General features: G+C 71.8%; 19 protein-coding genes. 9 read left to right on the top strand and 10 right to left on the bottom strand.

What is annotated here, in order from left to right; all coding sequences use genetic code 11:
- Positions 1 to 81: 81 nt before the first annotated feature.
- Entirely contained in the window at positions 82 to 1,773 is a 1,692-nt protein-coding gene (locus ACWIGU_RS23160; protein WP_454403560.1) for a serine/threonine-protein kinase, read from the bottom strand.
- A 295-nt stretch (positions 1,774 to 2,068) separates the two neighbouring features.
- The gene (locus tag ACWIGU_RS23165; protein ID WP_454403562.1) at positions 2,069 to 2,932 is read right to left on the bottom strand and encodes a menaquinone biosynthetic enzyme MqnA/MqnD family protein; all 864 of its coding nucleotides are present in this window, start codon (positions 2,930 to 2,932) and stop codon (positions 2,069 to 2,071) included.
- A gap of 291 nt (positions 2,933 to 3,223) precedes the next feature.
- Between ACWIGU_RS23165 and ACWIGU_RS23170 the strand changes: the two genes are divergently transcribed.
- On the top strand, positions 3,224 to 3,427 hold the full coding sequence (locus tag ACWIGU_RS23170; RefSeq protein ID WP_006138897.1) for a cold-shock protein: 204 nt from the start codon (positions 3,224 to 3,226) through the stop codon (positions 3,425 to 3,427).
- Between the two features lie 121 nt (positions 3,428 to 3,548).
- Here ACWIGU_RS23170 and ACWIGU_RS23175 read toward each other — a convergent pair whose 3' ends face one another.
- The gene (locus ACWIGU_RS23175; protein ID WP_454403565.1) at positions 3,549 to 4,112 is read right to left on the bottom strand and encodes a helix-turn-helix domain-containing protein; all 564 of its coding nucleotides are present in this window, start codon (positions 4,110 to 4,112) and stop codon (positions 3,549 to 3,551) included.
- 85 nt (positions 4,113 to 4,197) lie between these two features.
- Here ACWIGU_RS23175 and ACWIGU_RS23180 point away from each other — a divergent pair, with 85 nt between their 5' ends.
- The 3 genes from ACWIGU_RS23180 to ACWIGU_RS23190 all read left to right on the top strand — a co-directional run bounded on the left by ACWIGU_RS23180 (position 4,198) and on the right by ACWIGU_RS23190 (position 6,682).
- Entirely contained in the window at positions 4,198 to 5,034 is an 837-nt protein-coding gene (locus tag ACWIGU_RS23180; RefSeq protein WP_454403567.1) for an AzlC family ABC transporter permease, read from the top strand.
- Positions 5,031 to 5,345, top strand: a complete 315-nt coding sequence (locus ACWIGU_RS23185; protein ID WP_454403569.1) for an AzlD domain-containing protein — start codon at positions 5,031 to 5,033, stop codon at positions 5,343 to 5,345. Before ACWIGU_RS23180 ends, ACWIGU_RS23185 begins: the two co-directional genes overlap by 4 nt.
- 287 nt (positions 5,346 to 5,632) lie before the next feature.
- Positions 5,633 to 6,682 (top strand): ATP-binding protein, encoded by a 1,050-nt coding sequence (locus tag ACWIGU_RS23190; RefSeq protein WP_454403571.1) that lies wholly within the window; start codon positions 5,633 to 5,635, stop codon positions 6,680 to 6,682.
- A gap of 48 nt (positions 6,683 to 6,730) precedes the next feature.
- Here the strand turns inward: ACWIGU_RS23190 and ACWIGU_RS23195 are convergent, their stop codons facing one another.
- Positions 6,731 to 8,158: an MFS transporter gene (locus tag ACWIGU_RS23195; protein WP_454403573.1), complete on the bottom strand. Its 1,428-nt coding sequence runs from the start codon at positions 8,156 to 8,158 to the stop codon at positions 6,731 to 6,733.
- 264 nt (positions 8,159 to 8,422) lie between these two features.
- Here ACWIGU_RS23195 and ACWIGU_RS23200 point away from each other — a divergent pair, with 264 nt between their 5' ends.
- The 3 genes from ACWIGU_RS23200 to ACWIGU_RS23210 all read left to right on the top strand — a co-directional run bounded on the left by ACWIGU_RS23200 (position 8,423) and on the right by ACWIGU_RS23210 (position 10,462).
- Positions 8,423 to 9,295: a helix-turn-helix domain-containing protein gene (locus tag ACWIGU_RS23200; RefSeq protein WP_454403575.1), complete on the top strand. Its 873-nt coding sequence runs from the start codon at positions 8,423 to 8,425 to the stop codon at positions 9,293 to 9,295.
- A 130-nt stretch (positions 9,296 to 9,425) separates the two neighbouring features.
- Positions 9,426 to 9,605 (top strand): hypothetical protein, encoded by a 180-nt coding sequence (locus ACWIGU_RS23205; protein ID WP_454403577.1) that lies wholly within the window; start codon positions 9,426 to 9,428, stop codon positions 9,603 to 9,605.
- A gap of 5 nt (positions 9,606 to 9,610) precedes the next feature.
- The gene (locus ACWIGU_RS23210; protein ID WP_454403667.1) at positions 9,611 to 10,462 is read left to right on the top strand and encodes a MaoC family dehydratase; all 852 of its coding nucleotides are present in this window, start codon (positions 9,611 to 9,613) and stop codon (positions 10,460 to 10,462) included.
- On the opposite strand, the gene ACWIGU_RS23215 is transcribed toward ACWIGU_RS23210, so the two are convergent.
- From ACWIGU_RS23215 to ACWIGU_RS23225, 3 genes are all read right to left on the bottom strand, one after another.
- Positions 10,442 to 11,089, bottom strand: a complete 648-nt coding sequence (locus ACWIGU_RS23215) for a TetR/AcrR family transcriptional regulator (protein ID WP_454403579.1) — start codon at positions 11,087 to 11,089, stop codon at positions 10,442 to 10,444. The genes ACWIGU_RS23210 and ACWIGU_RS23215 overlap by 21 nt on opposite strands.
- A 127-nt stretch (positions 11,090 to 11,216) precedes the next feature.
- Positions 11,217 to 12,563 (bottom strand): dicarboxylate/amino acid:cation symporter, encoded by a 1,347-nt coding sequence (locus ACWIGU_RS23220; RefSeq protein ID WP_454403581.1) that lies wholly within the window; start codon positions 12,561 to 12,563, stop codon positions 11,217 to 11,219.
- Positions 12,564 to 12,984: 421 nt separating this feature from the next.
- Positions 12,985 to 13,281, bottom strand: a complete 297-nt coding sequence (locus ACWIGU_RS23225) for a DUF4229 domain-containing protein (RefSeq protein WP_329571391.1) — start codon at positions 13,279 to 13,281, stop codon at positions 12,985 to 12,987.
- Positions 13,282 to 13,387: 106 nt separating this feature from the next.
- Here ACWIGU_RS23225 and ACWIGU_RS23230 point away from each other — a divergent pair, with 106 nt between their 5' ends.
- Positions 13,388 to 13,912 (top strand): N-acetyltransferase family protein, encoded by a 525-nt coding sequence (locus ACWIGU_RS23230; RefSeq protein ID WP_454403583.1) that lies wholly within the window; start codon positions 13,388 to 13,390, stop codon positions 13,910 to 13,912.
- Positions 13,913 to 13,970: 58 nt separating this feature from the next.
- On the opposite strand, the gene mqnE is transcribed toward ACWIGU_RS23230, so the two are convergent.
- A complete protein-coding gene (gene mqnE, locus ACWIGU_RS23235) occupies positions 13,971 to 15,134 on the bottom strand; it encodes an aminofutalosine synthase MqnE (RefSeq protein WP_453719702.1) in 1,164 nt (387 codons plus the stop codon).
- 90 nt (positions 15,135 to 15,224) lie between these two features.
- A complete protein-coding gene (locus tag ACWIGU_RS23240) occupies positions 15,225 to 15,680 on the bottom strand; it encodes an Lrp/AsnC family transcriptional regulator (protein ID WP_329571395.1) in 456 nt (151 codons plus the stop codon).
- A 172-nt stretch (positions 15,681 to 15,852) separates the two neighbouring features.
- On the opposite strand from ACWIGU_RS23240, the gene ACWIGU_RS23245 reads away from it, so the two are divergent.
- Positions 15,853 to 15,984, top strand: a complete 132-nt coding sequence (locus tag ACWIGU_RS23245) for a hypothetical protein (RefSeq protein WP_454403671.1) — start codon at positions 15,853 to 15,855, stop codon at positions 15,982 to 15,984.
- On the opposite strand, the gene ACWIGU_RS23250 is transcribed toward ACWIGU_RS23245, so the two are convergent.
- Positions 15,981 to 16,661, bottom strand: a complete 681-nt coding sequence (locus tag ACWIGU_RS23250) for a UbiX family flavin prenyltransferase (protein ID WP_454403585.1) — start codon at positions 16,659 to 16,661, stop codon at positions 15,981 to 15,983. The two genes, ACWIGU_RS23245 and ACWIGU_RS23250, sit on opposite strands and share 4 nt — an antisense overlap.
- Positions 16,662 to 16,688 lie beyond the last annotated feature (27 nt).

Genomic DNA, 16,688 nt, shown 5'->3' on the forward strand with positions numbered 1-16,688 from the left:
AACGCGAGCCGCGGGTCGGACCAACCGGCCTGCGGCACATACGGCTTGACGCCGTCGACGTACCCCTGCGTCTCGGCCACGTCAGCCGGCGCGCCGCATCGTGGCGACGGGGTCGCCCGCGCGCGGGTTGTCCGTCTCGTAGGTGAGACGGTCGCCCGACTTCGACTTGATCAGGCGGACTTCGTGGCGGCCGGTGGTGCACTGCCCGCCGTTCGACTTCTTGGCGATGCCCGTGGCGACGATCCGGTCCTTCTCGACCCGCTTGAGGACGAGGACGTCCTCGCAGACCGCGCCGATCGGGTCGGTCTGGTGGAACGTGCCGAACTCCTTGCCGATCCGGCCCTGTTCGACGGTGACGCGGAACGTTCCCATCGGCAGCGTGCCGCCTAGGCCGGTGCCGGGTCCTTCCCAAGTGCCCACGAAGGAGGCGGGGACGGTGTTCTTCGGGGCGGAGGCGGAGGCCGTCGCAGCGGGCGGACGGCCGCCCGCGGTGTCGCTCCCGCCCTTCGACGAGCCGGGCAGCAGGTCGAAGAGGAACACCGAGCCGAGGGTGACGGCGGCGAGCGCGCCCGCGGCACCGAGCGCGACCGTGCAGCTGATCCTCCGCCCGCGACCGCCGGCGCCCGGCACGGACGTCGCGGCCACACTGACGGAGAGCTTCCCGGCACCCGGAACCTCGGTGCGCGGCGCGGGAACGGCGGCGTCGGCGGGGGCGGGGGCAGAGTCGGCGGGCGCGTGGACGGGCGGGACGAGCGGTCCGTACGCGGGATCGGGCGGCCCGAACACCCCGGCGGGCGCCCCCGCCGCCTCCGAGGGCCAGTCGACCGACGGCTCGCTGAATCCGACCGGCCCCGAACGCCCCGCGGCACCCGCCGGCGCCGCGCCCTCCAGGTCCAATAGCGCCACCGCGCTGCGCCCCACCTGCTCCATCAGCGCGCCCGGCAGCCACCCCGCCGCGACGAGCCGGGCCGCACCCTGCGGGGCGAGAGCGCTCGCCACATCTTCGGGCGTGGGCCGCGCGGCCGGGTCCTTCGCCAGGCACGCGGCGGCGACCTCGCGCAGTTCCCCGCGCGCCAGGCCGAGTTCGGGTTCCTCGTGCACCACCTTGTAGAGGAGCGCGGCTGACGAGTCGCCGGGGAACGGGGAGGTGCCGGTCACCGCGTAGACGAGGACCGCGCCGAGGGAGAAGACATCGGCGGCGCCCGTGACGCCCTTGCCGAGGATCTGCTCGGGGGCCATGTATCCGGGCGACCCGATCGAGATGCCGGTGGAGGTGAGGGAGGCGGTGCCGTCGGTGGCGCGGGCGATACCGAAGTCGATCAGGCGCGGGCCGTCCACGGTGAGCAGCACGTTCGACGGCTTCACGTCGCGGTGGACGAGCCCGAGGCCGTGCACCGCCGCCAGCGCCTCGGCGAGGCCCGCGCCCAGGACCCGTACACAGTGGTCGGGCAGCGCGCGCTCCTTCACGGCCTGCGCGAGGGAGGGGCCGGCCACGTAACCGGTCGCCACCCACGGCACGGACGCCTCCGGGTCGGCGTCCAGGACCGGCGCGGTCCAGGCGCCCCCGACCCGCCGCGCGGCGTCCACCTCGCGCCGGAAGCGCGCCCGGAACTCCTCGTCGAGCGCGAAGTGCGGATGGACGACCTTCACCGCGACGGTGCGGCCTCCGGCGCTGCGCCCCAGATAGACGCGGCCCATTCCGCCGGAACCGAGCCTTCCGAGCAGCCGGTAGGGCCCGATCGTGGCCGGCTCTCCGGCTTCGAGCGACTGCATGGCCTGGCCTCCCCCTGTGCCCACGCTCCCGTCGGGCCAGGGTAGTCCTCCCCTGTCACGCCTTCCCGTAGTCGCCGCCTCGCGGAACGCATCCCTCCGATATCCGCGCGCCCCGTGTATTCAAAACGTTCACCGGTGAAATTCCATACGTTCACACTCGATCGTCACCGAACAGCCCGTTGTTTCCGGATAGCCGGAATTGCCCCGCACGCGAGAGGGACGGCGCGCAGAAGGCGTACGGGAATTCCCGCGGGGGAATTCCCGTACGCCTTCCGGGGACGGCGGAGCTACCGCGTCACGGCTGCAGCAGATCGACCCGGACATCGGCCGCGAAGCCGGTTGTCGGACCCACCCGGCGGGCGAACTCCGTGACGCCCTCCAGCTGCCGTGCGCCGAAGCGGAAGTCGAGCGTCGTGAAATAGCGCTCGAGGATCTGCTCGTCGAAGACCTCCCAGCGGGCGGCCTGCTCGGCGACCTTGGTGACCTCTTCCAGGGACACGTCCCGGGAGGCGAGGAACGCCTCGTGCACCTTGCGCGTGATGAGGGGCTCGCGCTCCGCGTAGTCCTTGCGGGCGGCCCACACGGCGAAGACGAACGGCAGTCCCGTCCACTCCTTCCACAGGGCGCCCAGGTCGTGGACCTGGAGCCCGAGGCGCGGCGCGTCATGGAGGTTGGCGCGCAGGGCCGCGTCCCCGATGAGCACGGCCGCATCGGCGTCCTGCATCATCAGGCCCAGGTCGGGCGGGCACGTGTAGTAGTCGGGCTGCACGCCGAAACGGTCGGCGAGCAGCAGCTGCGCGAGGCGCACGGACGTGCGCGAGGTGGAGCCGAGCGCGACCCGCCGCCCGTCGAGCTGGTCGAGAGGTACCTGCGAGACGATCACGCACGACATCACCGGGCCGTCGCAGCCGACCGCGAGGTCGGGAAAGGCGACGAGCTGGTCGGCGGCCTTCAGGAACTCGACGAGGGTGATGGGCGCGATGTCGAGGTCGCCCTGGACGAGGCTCTCGCTGAGCTTCTCCGGGGTGTCCTTCGTGAGCTCGAGGTCGAGGAGCGTTCCCGTCCTGGCAAGTCCCCAGTACAGGGGCATGCAGTTGAGGAACTGGATGTGGCCGACTCGTGGCCGGTTGCGCTGCGGGGTCTCGGGAGAATTGTCCACATCGCGAGGCTAGACCCCATGCGGTACGGTGCAGGCTTCAGGGTCCCCGAGTCGGCCCTGTCAACCCTTTGACGCCCCGTGTCAAACCTCCGGGTGACGTGATCTTTCCCTCTATTGCATTCCGGTGCCTGCGTGCTAGGCTCGCCGCAAGTTGCAGTTTGGTTTCCCTTGCAGTACAGAGCCTGCGGAGCATGTGACCGCGGGCTCTCGTCGTATTCAGACTTTTGCAGTTGTTCGCAAGTGCATTTGCAGGTTCTGGAGCAGGGCGACCCTTTGGCCCAAGGAGGGCTTATGGCTACCGGAACCGTGAAGTGGTTCAACGCTGAAAAGGGCTTTGGCTTCATCGCCCAGGAAGGCGGCGGCCCGGACGTCTTCGTCCACTACTCCGCGATCAACGCAAACGGCTTCCGCTCCCTCGAGGAGAACCAGGCCGTGAGCTTCGACGTCACGCAGGGCCCCAAGGGCCCGCAGGCGGAGAACGTCACCCCCATGTAAGTGGGGCGTCCCCAGGTCTACCCTTGGGACGTCGTGACTCCGGAACGGATGCAGTACCCAAGGAGCCCCGCTCCGCCAAGTGCCCCGGCACGAGGCGGAGACGGGGCTCCTGCCTTTTTGCTCACGGGTACTGCATGACCAGGACGCACGTCGTACCCGGCTCCAGGGCGCGGCAGGTGTGCGGGACGTCGCCGGGGTACGACATGTAGTCGCCCGGGCCGAGTTCGACCGGTTCGTCCTGTGGTCCCGCGAGGACCCGGCCGGTGCCCACCACGATGTGCTCGACGGCCCCCGGCATGTGGGGCTCCGAGTCGCGGGGCGCGCCGGGTTCGACCTGAAGGAAGTAGAGGTCGCGCCGGGAGCCCGGCGGGTTCGGTGAGAGCAGCGTCGCCGCGTAGTCGGCCTGCTCCGACGGGACCGCGACCCCCTCGCCCGCCCTGATGACCTGGACGACGGGGCGGGGCGCGTCGAGCAGCAGACTCGGCGGCACGTCGAGCGCGACGCTCAGCGCCCAGAGGGTCTCCAGGCTCGGGTTCCCGCTCGCCGACTCCAGTTGCGAGAGCGTGGACTTGGCGATCCCCGCGCGCTTGGCCAGCTCGGACAGGGAGATCCCGGCCCGGCCGCGCTCCCGGCGCAGGGCCGCGGCGATGCGGTCGAGGGGGAGGCGGGGGGTCTGACCTGCCATGCTGCTCCTTCTCACCGTTCGTTCGCCAGGGCGGACCGAATCGTTCGCCTTGACGAACAGACGGCCCTGTGCTCATTCTACGAGTATGCGTTCGCCACACCGAACAGACGATCCACCTGAGCGAACGGCCGAGGGCCGGGCCGTACCCCCGGCCCCCTCCGCCGCTGCCGCCCACGCCGGCCGGCGGCTCCTGCGCGACATCGCGCTCGTCTGCCTCGCCGACGCCGTCGTGGGGGTCTCCTTCGGCGCGATCGCGGTCACCGGCGGGCTGCCCGTCTGGGTTCCCGTACTGATGTCGCTGATCGTCTTCGCCGGGTCGGCGCAGTTCAGCACCGTCGCCGTACTCGCGGCGGGCGGCGGTCCCGTGGCCGCCGCGGCGACCGGGCTGCTGCTCAACACCCGCACGGCGGCGTTCAGTCTGGCCGTCGCCGACGCGCTCGGCCGGTCCTGGCCCGCGCGTCTCGTCGGCGCACACCTCGTCACCGACGAGACGGCGGCGTTCGTCCTCGCCCAGCGGGATCCCCGGCGGCGCAGGGCGGCGTTCTGGATATCGGGCCTCGGACTCTTCGCGGCCTGGAACCTCAGCGTGCTCGCCGGGGCGCTCGCGGGCTCCGCGCTCGGGGACACGGCCAGGTTCGGTCTGGACGCGGCGTTCCCGGCTGTGCTCCTTGCCCTCGTGCTGCCCGCGCTGCGCGACGGGGCCGGGGTGCGGCGGGCCGCGGCGGCCGGTGCGGTGATCGCGGTCGCCGCGACGCCGGTGCTGCCCGCGGGGATGCCGGTCCTGCTGGCGCTGACGGGCCTGCTCGTGGCCCGCACTCCCCGCCGGGGAACCCTGTCTTTTACGACCGGCCGGGGATCGCCCTCGCGTACGACCGGCCCGGAAGCCCCTACCCGTACGGCCTCCCCGGGAGCCTCCTCGTGAACGCCACGCTCGTCGCCGTCCTCGTCCTGGCCGCCGGGACCTATGCCTTCCGGCTCGCCGGGCCCCTGTTGCACGGGCGGGTCGAACTGCCCGCGCGGGTGCAGGAGCTGCTGACCGCCGGGGCGACCGTGCTGCTGGTGGCCCTGCTCGCGACGGGGGCGCTGACCGAGGGACACGGGTTCGCCGGGTGGGCCCGGCCCGCCGGGGTGCTGGCCGGCGGGCTGCTCGCGTGGCGGAAGGCGCCCTTCGCCGTCGTCGTCGTGGTGGCCGCCGCGACGACGGGCCTCCTGCGGCTCGCGGGCGTGTCGTAACGACCCCCGCGTGTACGGGAATCCGCTCCCGATCGGGCGAGTAACGCCTCCGACCCGCTCCCGGACGGGCCGATTCGGCAACGTACGGACGGATAGCGGACCCGAGCGGTCGCACGGACCGGCCTCGCGGGAACCGCCGCTACTCTGATCGGCCCCGCGTCACCGACCGGACCCGGCGCAGAGGTCAGGCATACCGATTTCTGCGCCCGCACCGATGCCGGAGACCGCCCGCCCGACACACGCCTGCCGCGTCCGGCCGGCACCCAGCACGACGGAGGCACCAGAACATGCCGGAGCTCCTGCACACCCGGGCCGCGGGACTCGTCGGCAGGGACGGCGCCGCGGCCGCGCTCGAAGGGCTGCTGCGCGAGAAGCGCCTGGTGAGCGTCGTGGGGCCGGGCGGCGTCGGCAAGAGCGCGCTCGCCGCCCGGGTCGTACGGCACCTGCGCCGCGAGCCCTGGTCCGCGACGGGCACCGCCGACCTGGCCACGCTCGACATCCCCGGGCTCGTGCCGCACGCGCTCGCCGGCGCCCTGCGCCTCGACGGCGATCCCGCGATGCCGCAGCTCCCCGCGCTGGCCGCCGCGATCGGACGGCGCCCCGTGCTTCTCGTCGTCGACACCTGCGAGCGGCAGGCCGCTGAGTGCGCCGCCACGCTGCTGCACCTCGTACAGGCGTGCCCGGAGCTGCGCGTCCTCGCCACCAGCAGGGTCCCGCTGGACACCCCGGTCACGTTCCCGCTGCCCCCGCTCACCCCGGGCGGCGCCGCCCGTCTGCTCACGACGGCCGCGCGGGCGCTCGGCGCGCCGCGGGACCCGGACCCCGAGCCGGCCCGCCGCATCTGCGCGGCGCTCGGCGGTCTGCCGCTGGCCCTGCGCATCGCCGCGGGCCAGCTCGAGCGCCACGACGCCGACGATCTGCTGTCGCTGATCGGCCGGCCCGAGCGCCTGCTCGACCTGCCCGCCCCGATGCCCGGACTGCCGCACCGGCTGCGCACGCTGCGCGCCTCGCTGCGCTGGAGCCAGCGGCTCTGCCCGCCCGGCGAGCGGCTGCTGTGGGCGCGGGCCTCCGTCTTCACCGGTCCCTTCACCCTGTCCGACACGGTGACGGTGTGCGCGGACGACCGGCTGCCGCCCGGCGAACTCGCCCGCGCCTTCGAGGGGCTCGCGGCCCACTGCCTGATCACACCCGAACCGTCGGGACCCGGTGCCTTCCGCATGACGGCGGCCACGCGCGCGTACGGCAAGCATCTGCTGGAACGGCTCGGCGAGGACGCCGAGTTCCGGCGGCGCTGCCTGGCGCACTGCCTGCACAACGCCCCCGCCCTGCCGTCCTAGGGCCTGTCTTCACATTCCCGCCTGCCCACGGGAATGTGAAGACAGGCCCTAGCCCCGCTTCCCGGGCAGGGCCCAGGCCGCCAGCGCCGCCGTCGCGCACAGGAGCCCGCCCGCGACGATCAGGCTCGTCCGCATGCCCCCGAGGGAGAAACCGTCGCTCGCGCCGCCCGCGATGAGGGAGCCGAAGAGGGCGACGGCGAGGGCGCCGCCCGTCTGGCGGAACGCGTTCAGGAGACCGGAGGCCGTGCCCGCGCGGGCCGCCGGGACGCTGTCCATGAGCAGGGCGGTGAGCGCGGGGACCGCGAACGCGCCGCCCATGCCCGTCGGGACGAGCAGCAGCAGGATCAGCCAGACCGGGGTGTCCGCGGCCAGCGGCAGGAGGCAGAACATGCCGAGGGCGAGGACGGCCTGTCCGGTCACGATGACGGGACGGCGGCCGAAGCGTTCGGCCATCGGCGGGGAGATCAGGTTGGTCGACGTGATGATCGCCGCCAGCGGTACGAACATGAGGCCGGCCTCGGTTCCGGACATGCCGCGCAGCTGCTGGTAGTAGAGGCCGAGCAGGAAGATCGCGCCGTAGAAGGCCACGTTGACCGCGAAGCCGATGGCGAGGGACACGCTCACCTCGCGCCGCCGCAGCAGGGGCAGCGGGACCATGGGCGCGCGGTGGCGCTTCTCGGCGGCGAGGAAGGCGAGCGCCCCGGCGACGGCCACGGCGAGTGCCGCGAGGACCGACGGGTCGGTCCAGCCGGCGTGGCCGCCCTCGATGACCGCGAAGGCGAGCCCGGCGAGCGCGAGGACCGCGGTGGCCTGACCGGCCAGGTCGAGCGGGGCGGGACGGCGCGGGGAGCGCGGGACGCGGACGAGGAGGGCCAGGATCAGGGCGCCCACGGGCAGGTTCAGGAAGAAGACGGCGCGCCAGCCGGCGGCCTCGGTGAGTATGCCGCCGAGGACAGGGCCCACGGCCATCGCGACCGAACCGCCCACCGTCCACAGCGCGATGGCCCGAGCGCGGTGTCGCGCGTCGTCGTAGGCCTGGCGGATCAGCGCGAGCGAGGCCGGCATCACGATGGCAGCGGCGCCGCCCTGGACGACACGGGCCGCGACGAGCGTGCCGATGCCGGGCGCGAGGGCGCAGGCGAGCGAGGCAAGGGTGAACAGTCCGACGCCCCAGGCGTAGGCCCGCCGCGCACCGGCCCGGTCGGCGAGCGCGCCGGCGGAGAGCATGAGCGCGGCGAACATCAGGGTGTACGCGTCGACGATCCACTGAAGCCCGGTGATGCCGCCGTGCAGCGACGTACGGATGGCGGGCAGGGCGATGTTCACGGCGGACACGTCGATGGAGATGACGGTGAAGCCGAGGAGCGCGGCGACTAGGGCGTAACCGGACGCCTGCACGGGTGCCGGCGCGCCGGCCGCCGGGCTGGGGGCACGGGTCGGGTTCCGCTGGTCGGGGCGGGTGGCGGCGGACGGCATGTTCGGGGCTCCTCGGGTGGAGAAACGGGTGGGCGACGTGGTCCGTCGTTCCTCCCCGGTAAGGCTTCGTGCGGGCGGCTCCGGCCACCGCGTCCGCGGCCCGGTGCCGTGCACCCCCTGGGTCCGCGGTGGCCTGGCCGCCCGCAACGGGATCAACTCTGCGCGGAGTTGGCGCGAGGTGGCAGGGCGCCGTTCACCGGGGCGCACTGTTCCTGGTCCTGACACGGCCCCCCACAGACGTCGCCGAGCAGGGAGAATGGGGGTATGGCTGGTGGAGCGACGCAGGACGGCACGGAACTGGGCAGGTACCTCAAGGCGCGGCGCGCGCTCGTGAGCCCGGCGGACGCGGGGCTGCCCGCGGGCGCGGGGATCCGGCGGACGCCCGGCCTGCGCCGCGAGGAGCTGGCGACGCTCTCCGGCGTCAGCGTCGACTACTACACGCGGCTGGAGCGCGGCCGCGAGACGAACCCCTCCACGGCCGTGATCGACGCCATCAGCCGGGCCCTGCGGCTGTGCGGCGACGCGCACGAGCGCCTCCACGACCTGGCCGAGCTGGCCTCGGGCCGCCTCACCGAGCCCCACCCCACGACCGACCGCACGGTGCGCGACTCGGTCCTGCGGGTCCTGGAGGCGCTCAGCCCGCTGCCCTCGTACGTGGTGAGCCCGCACAACTACGTGCTGGCGGCGAACCCGGCGGGCCGCCGCCTCCTGCCCGGCCTGTGGGACTGGCCGGACGAGGAGCGCAACATCACGCGGTATCTGTTCCTGCACCCCGTGGGCCGCAAGCTCTACGTCCCCTGGGAGGAGACGGTCGCGCAGTCGGTGGCGCACCTGCGCGCGGTGGGCGGCAAGGACCCCAACTCGCCGGAGCTGGCCGCCCTCGTCGGTGAACTCGTCCTGAAGTCACCGGAGTTCGCGAGGCTCTGGGACCGTTACGAGGTTCTGGAGCGCGGCGGCGGCACCAAGACGTTCGCGCACCCCAAGGTCGGCGCGATGACCCTCACGTTCGAGGTCATGCAGCTGGCGCGCACGGGCGGGCAGCGCCTCGTCACCTATCAGGCCGAGCCCGGCAGCCCGGACGAGACGGCGATGCTGCGCCTGGACCCGGCGGCCCGCCCGGACCACCGGGAGTCCTGAACTCCCTGACGCCTCAGTCCCGTTCGAGCCTGCCCGCACCGGGCACGCAGGGCATCGCGCCTCGACCAATTTCTGACCGTTAAGTAACCTTACTCAGAAGTAAATTACTGGCCGAGCAGGGAGCTGGACCATGGCCGACCGCTGCCCGAACGTCACCGGCACGGCCCCGGGCCGCTTCCCGGCCCGCCGCCCGGGCCTCCCGCAGCCCGCGCAGCTGCACCGCTGGACGCCCGAACGGCCCGCGCTGGAGGGCCCATTGCTCCATCTCACGGCCGGCGATGTGCGAGCGGCGGCCGGGCTCGGGGCGTGACGACCATGACGACCGTCACGCTCACCGCAGCCCCGTCCCTGCCGCCCCTCCTCGCCCGCGGCGCCCTCCTCTCCGCCCTCAAGCGCCCACGCCCCGGCGCCGAGGCCCCCGCGACCCGCCTGGTCCTGCCCGCCGCACGCACCGACCGCACCCGCCTGGCCGCGTACCGCGAGGTGTGCGGCTTCGACCGGGACTCCGCCGTGCTCCCGGTCACGTATCCGCACGTCCTCGGCTTCCCCCTGGCGATGCGGATCATGGCGGAGCGGCGCTTCCCGCTCCCCCTGCTCGGCCTCGTCCACACCTCCCTCACCGTCACCCAGGGGCACGACCTGCCGGTCGACGAGGCGTACGAACTCTCCGTATACGTCAAAGAGTTGGCGCCCCACCGGCGCGGCACGGAGGTCACCGTCGTCACCGGGCTGCGGTCGGGCGACACGCGCGCGTGGACCTCGACCAGCACCTATCTGGCGCGCCACCGCACCGACACACACCCCAGGGACAACGCGGCGGCCGAGGAGCGTCCCGAGCCGCTGCCCGCGGTGGCCGAGTGGAAACTGCCCGGCGACCTGGGCCGCCGCTACGGCGCCGCGTCCGGCGACCGCAACCCCATCCATCTGCACCCGCTCACGGCCCGCCTCTTCGGCTTCCCGCGCGCCATCGCGCACGGCATGTGGACCGTCGCCCGCTGCCTCGCCGCACACGGCGCGGAGGGCGAGGTGCAGGTGCGCGCCGCGTTCAAGGCACCCGTACTCCTGCCGGCGAGCGTGACGTACGCGTCCCGGGGGCCCGCCTTCGAGCTCCGCTCGGCGACGCGCACCCATGTCACGGGCGAGGTGCTACGCGCCGGGGGCGGGTGACCAGCGCCGGCCCTCCATCAGGTTCCCCAGGCCCGACCAGGCGAAGTTCATCAGCGTGGCCGCGGCCTCCTTGGCCGTGACCGACGGGTCCGTGTTGGCCCAGCCGGCCAGCGACTCCGCGGCCCCGACCAGCGCCTGCGCGAGCCCGGCGACCTCGCGGTCGGGCAGCGCGGGATCGTCGTGCGCCTCCCTGGCCGCCGCGGCGATCAGCCCGGTCACGAACGCGACGATCTCCTCGCGCATGGCCGTGACCTCGACGGCGAACGGCTCACCGCCCGCCGGCGCATGACTGTGCAGGACGGCCCAGCCGTCGGGGTTCTGCGCCGTGTGCGTGAAGAAGGCCCGCAGCCCGTCCCACAGCTGCCGGTCGGCTCCCTCACCGCCGGACACACCCGCGCGCACCGCCGCGATCAGGGCCGCCGACTCGCGCTGGATGCACGCCGAGAAGAGCTCCTCCTTGGAGTTCAGGTAGAGGTACACCAGCGGTTTCGACACTCCGGCGAGCTCCGCGATGTCATCCATCGACGCGGCCCGGTAGCCACGCTCCCCGAACACCCGCACCGCCGCGTCGAGCATCTGACGCTCCCGCACGGCCCGCGGCATCCGCTTGACCCTCACTTCGCCCACCCCGGCCGCCCGCCTCTCTCCACACCGCGTCCGCCCGCAAGCGTAGCCACCACCACGCACACACCCCGCACCACGACCGGAGGGAACCGGCGGGGTGCGGGGTGCGGACGGGTACGAGCCTGGGGACTCAGGCGGCGGCACCCACCACCTGAGGCTCGTCCTCGTGCTGGCTCTCGGCCACGGGCTCCTCGACGGGAGACGCGGTGGCGTTGTCGTACTTCACGCGGTCCAGGATGTTCTCGCGGGCGGCCACGATGACCGGAATGAGCGCCTGGCCTGCAACATTCGTGGCGGTGCGCATCATGTCCAGGATCGGGTCGATGGCGAGGAGCAGGCCCACGCCCTCCATCGGGAGGCCCAGCGTCGACAGGGTCAGCGTCAGCATGACCGTGGCGCCGGTCAGTCCGGCGGTCGCGGCGGAGCCGATCACCGAGACGAACGCGATGAGCAGGTACTCCTTGATGCCGAGCTGTACGTCGAAGATCTGCGCGACGAAGATCGCGGAGATCGCCGGGTAGATCGCGGCGCAGCCGTCCATCTTGGTCGTCGCGCCGAACGGCACGGCGAAGGAGGCGTAGTTGCGCGGGACGCCGAGGCGCTCGGCGGACTGCTGGGTGACGGGCATCGTGCCGACGGAGGAGCGGGACACGAAGGCCAGCTGGATCGCGGGCCAGGCGCCCTTGAAGAACTGGAGCGGGTTCAGCTTGGCGACGACTGCGAGGAGCAGCGGGTAGACGCCGAAGAGGACCAGGGCGCAGCCGACGTAGATGTCGATCGTGAACGTCGCGTAGTTGCCGAGGAGGTCCCAGCCGTACTGGACGATGGCGCGGCCGATGAGGCCGGCGGAGCCGATCGGGGCGAGCAGGATGACCCACCACAGGGCCTTCTGCAGCAGCTCGAGCACCGACTCGGACAGGGAGAGGATCGGCTGCGCCTTCGGGCCGATCTTCAGGATGGCGACACCGGCGACGACCGCCATGAAGACGATCTGCAGGACGTTGAGCTGGGTGAACGGCGTGACGACATCGGTCGGGACGATGCCGGTCAGGAAGTCCAGCCAGGAGCCGGCGTGGTCGGGCTTGGAGCCGTCGGCCGGGGTGAGGTCCGAGCCGTTGCCCGGGTTGGTGATCAGGCCGATCGCGAGGCCGATGACGACCGCGATCAGCGAGGTGATCATGAACCACAGGAGGGTGCGGCCGGCGAGCCGCGCGGCGTTGTTGACCTTCCGCAGATTGGTGATGGACACCAGGATCGCGAAGAAGACCAGCGGGGCCACGGCCAGCTTCAGGAGCTGGATGAAGATGCCGCCGACCTTGTCGAGGGTCGTGGCGAGCCAGGACACGTCGTAGGTGCGGGCGACGTAGCCGAGCACGAGGCCGACGACGAGGCCGAGCAGGACCTGGGCCCAGAAGGGGATGGGTATCCGGAAGCGGGGCTTCTGCTTCTCGGACGCGGACGCGGTGTTCGCGGACACGGACACACTCCAGTGATGACGCGCGGGTGGGGTCGGACGTAAGGAAGCGGCCACCGCGGGAGGGAGAACCAGGGGCGCCGCTGCATCGGGGGGCGTCGCTTCAGAGGCGACAGGCAGCGGACATGGTGGGGGTCCCCCCTGCTCGAGCGAAGCCGAGAACTTGGGGGAGGCAGAGGTCGACATGCAGGCGCGCCACGAGCGGAACGCCCATGGGCATGCGGGCTGCGGATGTCTTCATGTCAATCACGTTAACACTCATGCTTTGAGAACATCAAAGGGGTTCTTTGGGGAAGAAATGACCCGCTCCATGGCCCTTGAGCCTGGAAAACGCAGGTGGCCCCGACATCGGGGGATGCCGGGGCCAGCTGCGTTGTGACGAAGCTTACGAGTCCCTTACACGGGACTTCGGGGACGAGTCGCGTTACGAGGCGCTCTGCGCGCGGGCCGTGTCGTCCGCGACGTCTTCCTGCGTGCGGTTGCGCTCGTAGTTGGCCTTCGTGCGGTCGACACGCTCGACGATCTTGACCGAGGCCCGGTCGCGCTCCTTGCGCAGCACGACGTAGCTGATCGGCGCGGAGATGACGAGACCGAGCAGGGCGATCCACAGGAAGTACGAGCCGCCGGCGCCGCGGGGCACGATGCCTGTCGAGGCGAGGCCCCAGACGACAAGGAAGCAGCCCGCGAAGATCCCGAAGCGCATCAGCGTGTAGCGGAGCATGTCAATCCACTCTTCCGTTCCGAATCGGTCCTACGCACCACCCAGTGAAGCATGCGGCCCCGGAAGGGCATTGAGCGGTACTGCAAGTAATGGTTAGAGTGGCCCAATGACCCTTACGTTTCAGCTGGACCCGCCGATCGATCCGGCGCTGCGGGACGACGTCCTCGCGCTCTGGGCCGACGTGTCCAACGCGGGCGGAGCGGTCGGCTTCGTCCCGCCCGTCACCACCGAGGACATCCGCCCCGAGCTGGTCAGGCACCTCGCCGCGATAGCCGAGGGCCGCACCCGGCTCCTGGTCGGGCGCGACGAGGAGGGCGCCGTCGCGGCGACGGCCTTCTTCACGTACAACCAGCATCGCCTGCAGAAGCACTACATCTGGCTGTACACGGTGATGGTCCACCCGCGGCACCAGGGCAAGGGGTACGGGCGGGAGCTGATGGCCGCCGCGGCCGACGCCGCCCGTGCCTTCGACGGTATCGAGGCGATCCGCCTCACCTGCCGCGGCGGCACCGGCGCCGACCGCTTCTACGCGGCGTGCGGCTACAAGGAGGTCGGCCGCGTCCCCGGCGCGATCCGGGTGGCCCCGGGCGACGACCGCGACGACATCACGATGCTGCTGCCGGTGGCCTGATCCGTGAACGGGCGAAGCCCCGGCCGGCGGCCGGGGCTTCACTCAACTCACCTGTGCCTCAGACGCGCATCGCCTGCGGCGTCTCGCGCCGCGCCGGGTCCGGGCCGTCGTACTCGCGGATGATCTCGTACCGGGTGTTCCGCTCGACGGGCCGGAAGCCGGCGTCGCGGATCAGGTCGAGCAGGTCCTCGCGGGTCAGCTTGTTCGGCGTCCCGTAGTTGTCCGCGTCGTGCGTGATCTTGTACTCGACGACCGAGCCGTCCATGTCGTCGGCGCCGTGCTGGAGCGCGAGCTGGGTGGTCTGCACACCGTGCATGACCCAGAAGCACTTCACGTGCGGCACGTTGTCGAACAGGAGCCGGGAGACCGCGAAGGTCTTGAGCGCCTCGGCGCCGGTCGCCATGGTCGTACGCGCCTGGAGGCGGTTGCGGACCTTGCCGTCCTTCATGTCGACGAAGTCGTGCTGGTAGCGCAGCGGGATGAAGACCTGGAAACCGCCGGTCTCGTCCTGGAGTTCGCGCAGGCGCAGCACGTGGTCGACGCGGTGACGGGGCTCCTCGATGTGCCCGTACAGCATCGTGGACGGGGTCTTGAGCCCCTTCTCGTGCGCGAGGCGGTGAATCCGCGACCAGTCCTCCCAGTGGGTGGCGTGGTCGACGATGTGCTGGCGGACCTCCCAGTCGAAGATCTCCGCGCCGCCGCCGGTCAGCGACTCGAGACCGGCGTCGATCAGCTCGTCGAGGATCTCGGAGGCGGAGAGCCCGGAGATCGTCTCGAAGTGGTGGATCTCCGTCGCCGTGAACGCCTTCAGCGCGACGTTCGGCAGCGCCTCCTTGAGGGCCTTCAGGGAGCGCGGGTAGTAACGCCAGGGCAGCGTCGGGTGCAGGCCGTTGACGATGTGCAGCTCGGTGAGGTTCTCGTTCTCCATCGCCTTGGCGAGGCGGACGGCCTCCTCGATGCGCATCGTGTACGCGTCCTTCTCGCCCGGCTTGCGCTGGAACGAGCAGTACGCGCACGACGCGGTGCACACGTTCGTCATGTTGAGGTGGCGGTTGACGTTGAAGTGGACGACGTCGCCGTTCTTGCGCGTGCGCACCTCGTGGGCGAGCCCGCCCAGCCAGGCCAGGTCGTCCGACTCGTACAGCGCGACGCCGTCCTCACGGGACAGCCGCTCGCCGTCCCGCACCTTCTGCTCCAGCTCGCGCTTGAGCCCTACGTCCATTGCCATTGCTCCTCACCAAAGACTGCGGCCAACCGTACTCCCCCGCCCTTCGGGCGGGAGGGGCCCCCATCAGGCCCTTCGCGCCCGCCTCTACTCCTCCTCCGGCAACTCCCCCACCCGGTTCTCCCACTTGGTGGACAGCACGATCGTGGTGCGCGTGCGCGAGACGCCCTTCGTGCCGCTGAGCCGGCGGATGGTGCGCTCCAGGCCGTCCACGTCGCCGACCCGCACCTTGAGCATGTACGAGTCGTCGCCCGCGATGAACCAGCAGTCCTCGATCTCGTGCAGGTCCTTGAGCCGGCGCGCCACGTCCTCGTGGTCGGCGGCGTCGGAGAGCGAGATGCCGATCAGGGCGGTGACGCCGAGACCGAGCGAGGGCGAGTCGACGGTCGCGCGGTAGCCGGTGATGACGCCGGCCGCTTCGAGGCGGTTGATGCGGTCGGTGACGCTGGGCCCGGACAGGCCTACGAGGCGTCCCAGCTCGGCATACGAGGCGCGGCCGTTCTCGCGCAGAGCCTGAATGAGCTGCCTGTCCACGGCGTCCATAGGTCCATGCCTTTCATTAATCTGCGATGACGCGAGTTTACGTGTAGAATCCAAGGCGTGCAGGGCATTGACCCTGTGAATCTTTCAGCCGAAACCCGGTTTCACCTTCGGCTGACCTTCCAAGCGATCTTCGACTACCGATCAAAGACGATCATTCAGGAGTGTTGCCACCGTGTACACGATCGAGATGGCCTACGCCCGTATGCGCGAGCTGCAGGACCAGGCCAACCGCTCGCGTGCCCACCAGTCCGCCGTCGAGGCGCGTGCCGCCGAGAAGCGGGCCGTGCGCGCCAAGAAGCGCTAACGGTCCCGAGAGCCGCCCCCGAGCTCTCCCTGCCACCGGCGGTAGAGCCGATGCGGCACCCCCGCCGCGTCGAGCGCCCGCCCGGCGACGAAGTCCACCAGATCCTGGATGTGCGTCGCCCCCGCGTAGAACGCCGGAGAGGCGGGCAGCACCACGGCGCCCGCCTCGTCCAGCGTCACCAGATGCTTGAGCGTCTGTCCGTTCAGCGGTGTCTCGCGCACCGCGACGACCAGCCTGCGCCCTTCCTTGAGCGTCACGCTCGCCGCGCGCTGGAGCAGATCCTTCGACAGGCCGAGCGCCACGCCCGCCACGCACGCCGTGGACGCGGGCACGATGATCATGCCCTTCGCCGGATACGACCCGGACGACGGCCCCGCCGCCAGATCCCCGGCGGACCAGTACCTGACCTGGCCGAGCCGGTCGCCCACCGCGAACGTGTCCGGCTTCCCGTCCGCCCCGCGCGCCAGCCACTCACCCAGGTCCTCGCGCCAGTGCGCGTCCCGGAACGCGATGCCCGTCTCATCGAGCAGCGTCAGCCGCGAGGCCCGCGAGACGACGAGGTCCACGCTCTCCCCCGCGTCGAGCAGCGCGCGCAGAACCGCGGCGGCATACGGCGTCCCCGACGCGCCGGACACCCCCACGATCCAAGGCCGGCGCCCAATTTCTCCTGCGGTCATGCCGTCGAGCCTATCCGGCACCCGGCC

The sequence above is a fragment of the Streptomyces sp. NPDC055400 genome (genome assembly GCF_053644375.1).

Excerpts from the sequence above, each read along its gene's own strand:
- ACWIGU_RS23160 (WP_454403560.1), bottom strand. The coding sequence starts at position 1,773 with ATGCAGTCGCTCGAAGCCGGAGAGCCGGCCACGATCGGGCCCTACCGG.
- ACWIGU_RS23170 (WP_006138897.1), top strand. The coding sequence starts at position 3,224 with ATGGCTACCGGAACCGTGAAGTGGTTCAACGCTGAAAAGGGCTTTGGC.
- ACWIGU_RS23175 (WP_454403565.1), bottom strand. The coding sequence starts at position 4,112 with ATGGCAGGTCAGACCCCCCGCCTCCCCCTCGACCGCATCGCCGCGGCC.
- ACWIGU_RS23180 (WP_454403567.1), top strand. The coding sequence starts at position 4,198 with ATGCGTTCGCCACACCGAACAGACGATCCACCTGAGCGAACGGCCGAG.
- ACWIGU_RS23190 (WP_454403571.1), top strand. The coding sequence starts at position 5,633 with ATGCCGGAGCTCCTGCACACCCGGGCCGCGGGACTCGTCGGCAGGGAC.
- ACWIGU_RS23195 (WP_454403573.1), bottom strand. The coding sequence starts at position 8,158 with ATGCCGTCCGCCGCCACCCGCCCCGACCAGCGGAACCCGACCCGTGCC.
- ACWIGU_RS23200 (WP_454403575.1), top strand. The coding sequence starts at position 8,423 with ATGGCTGGTGGAGCGACGCAGGACGGCACGGAACTGGGCAGGTACCTC.
- ACWIGU_RS23205 (WP_454403577.1), top strand. The coding sequence starts at position 9,426 with ATGGCCGACCGCTGCCCGAACGTCACCGGCACGGCCCCGGGCCGCTTC.
- ACWIGU_RS23210 (WP_454403667.1), top strand. The coding sequence starts at position 9,611 with ATGACGACCGTCACGCTCACCGCAGCCCCGTCCCTGCCGCCCCTCCTC.
- ACWIGU_RS23225 (WP_329571391.1), bottom strand. The coding sequence starts at position 13,281 with ATGCTCCGCTACACGCTGATGCGCTTCGGGATCTTCGCGGGCTGCTTC.
- ACWIGU_RS23230 (WP_454403583.1), top strand. The coding sequence starts at position 13,388 with ATGACCCTTACGTTTCAGCTGGACCCGCCGATCGATCCGGCGCTGCGG.
- mqnE (WP_453719702.1), bottom strand. The coding sequence starts at position 15,134 with ATGGACGTAGGGCTCAAGCGCGAGCTGGAGCAGAAGGTGCGGGACGGC.
- ACWIGU_RS23240 (WP_329571395.1), bottom strand. The coding sequence starts at position 15,680 with ATGGACGCCGTGGACAGGCAGCTCATTCAGGCTCTGCGCGAGAACGGC.
- ACWIGU_RS23250 (WP_454403585.1), bottom strand. The coding sequence starts at position 16,661 with ATGACCGCAGGAGAAATTGGGCGCCGGCCTTGGATCGTGGGGGTGTCC.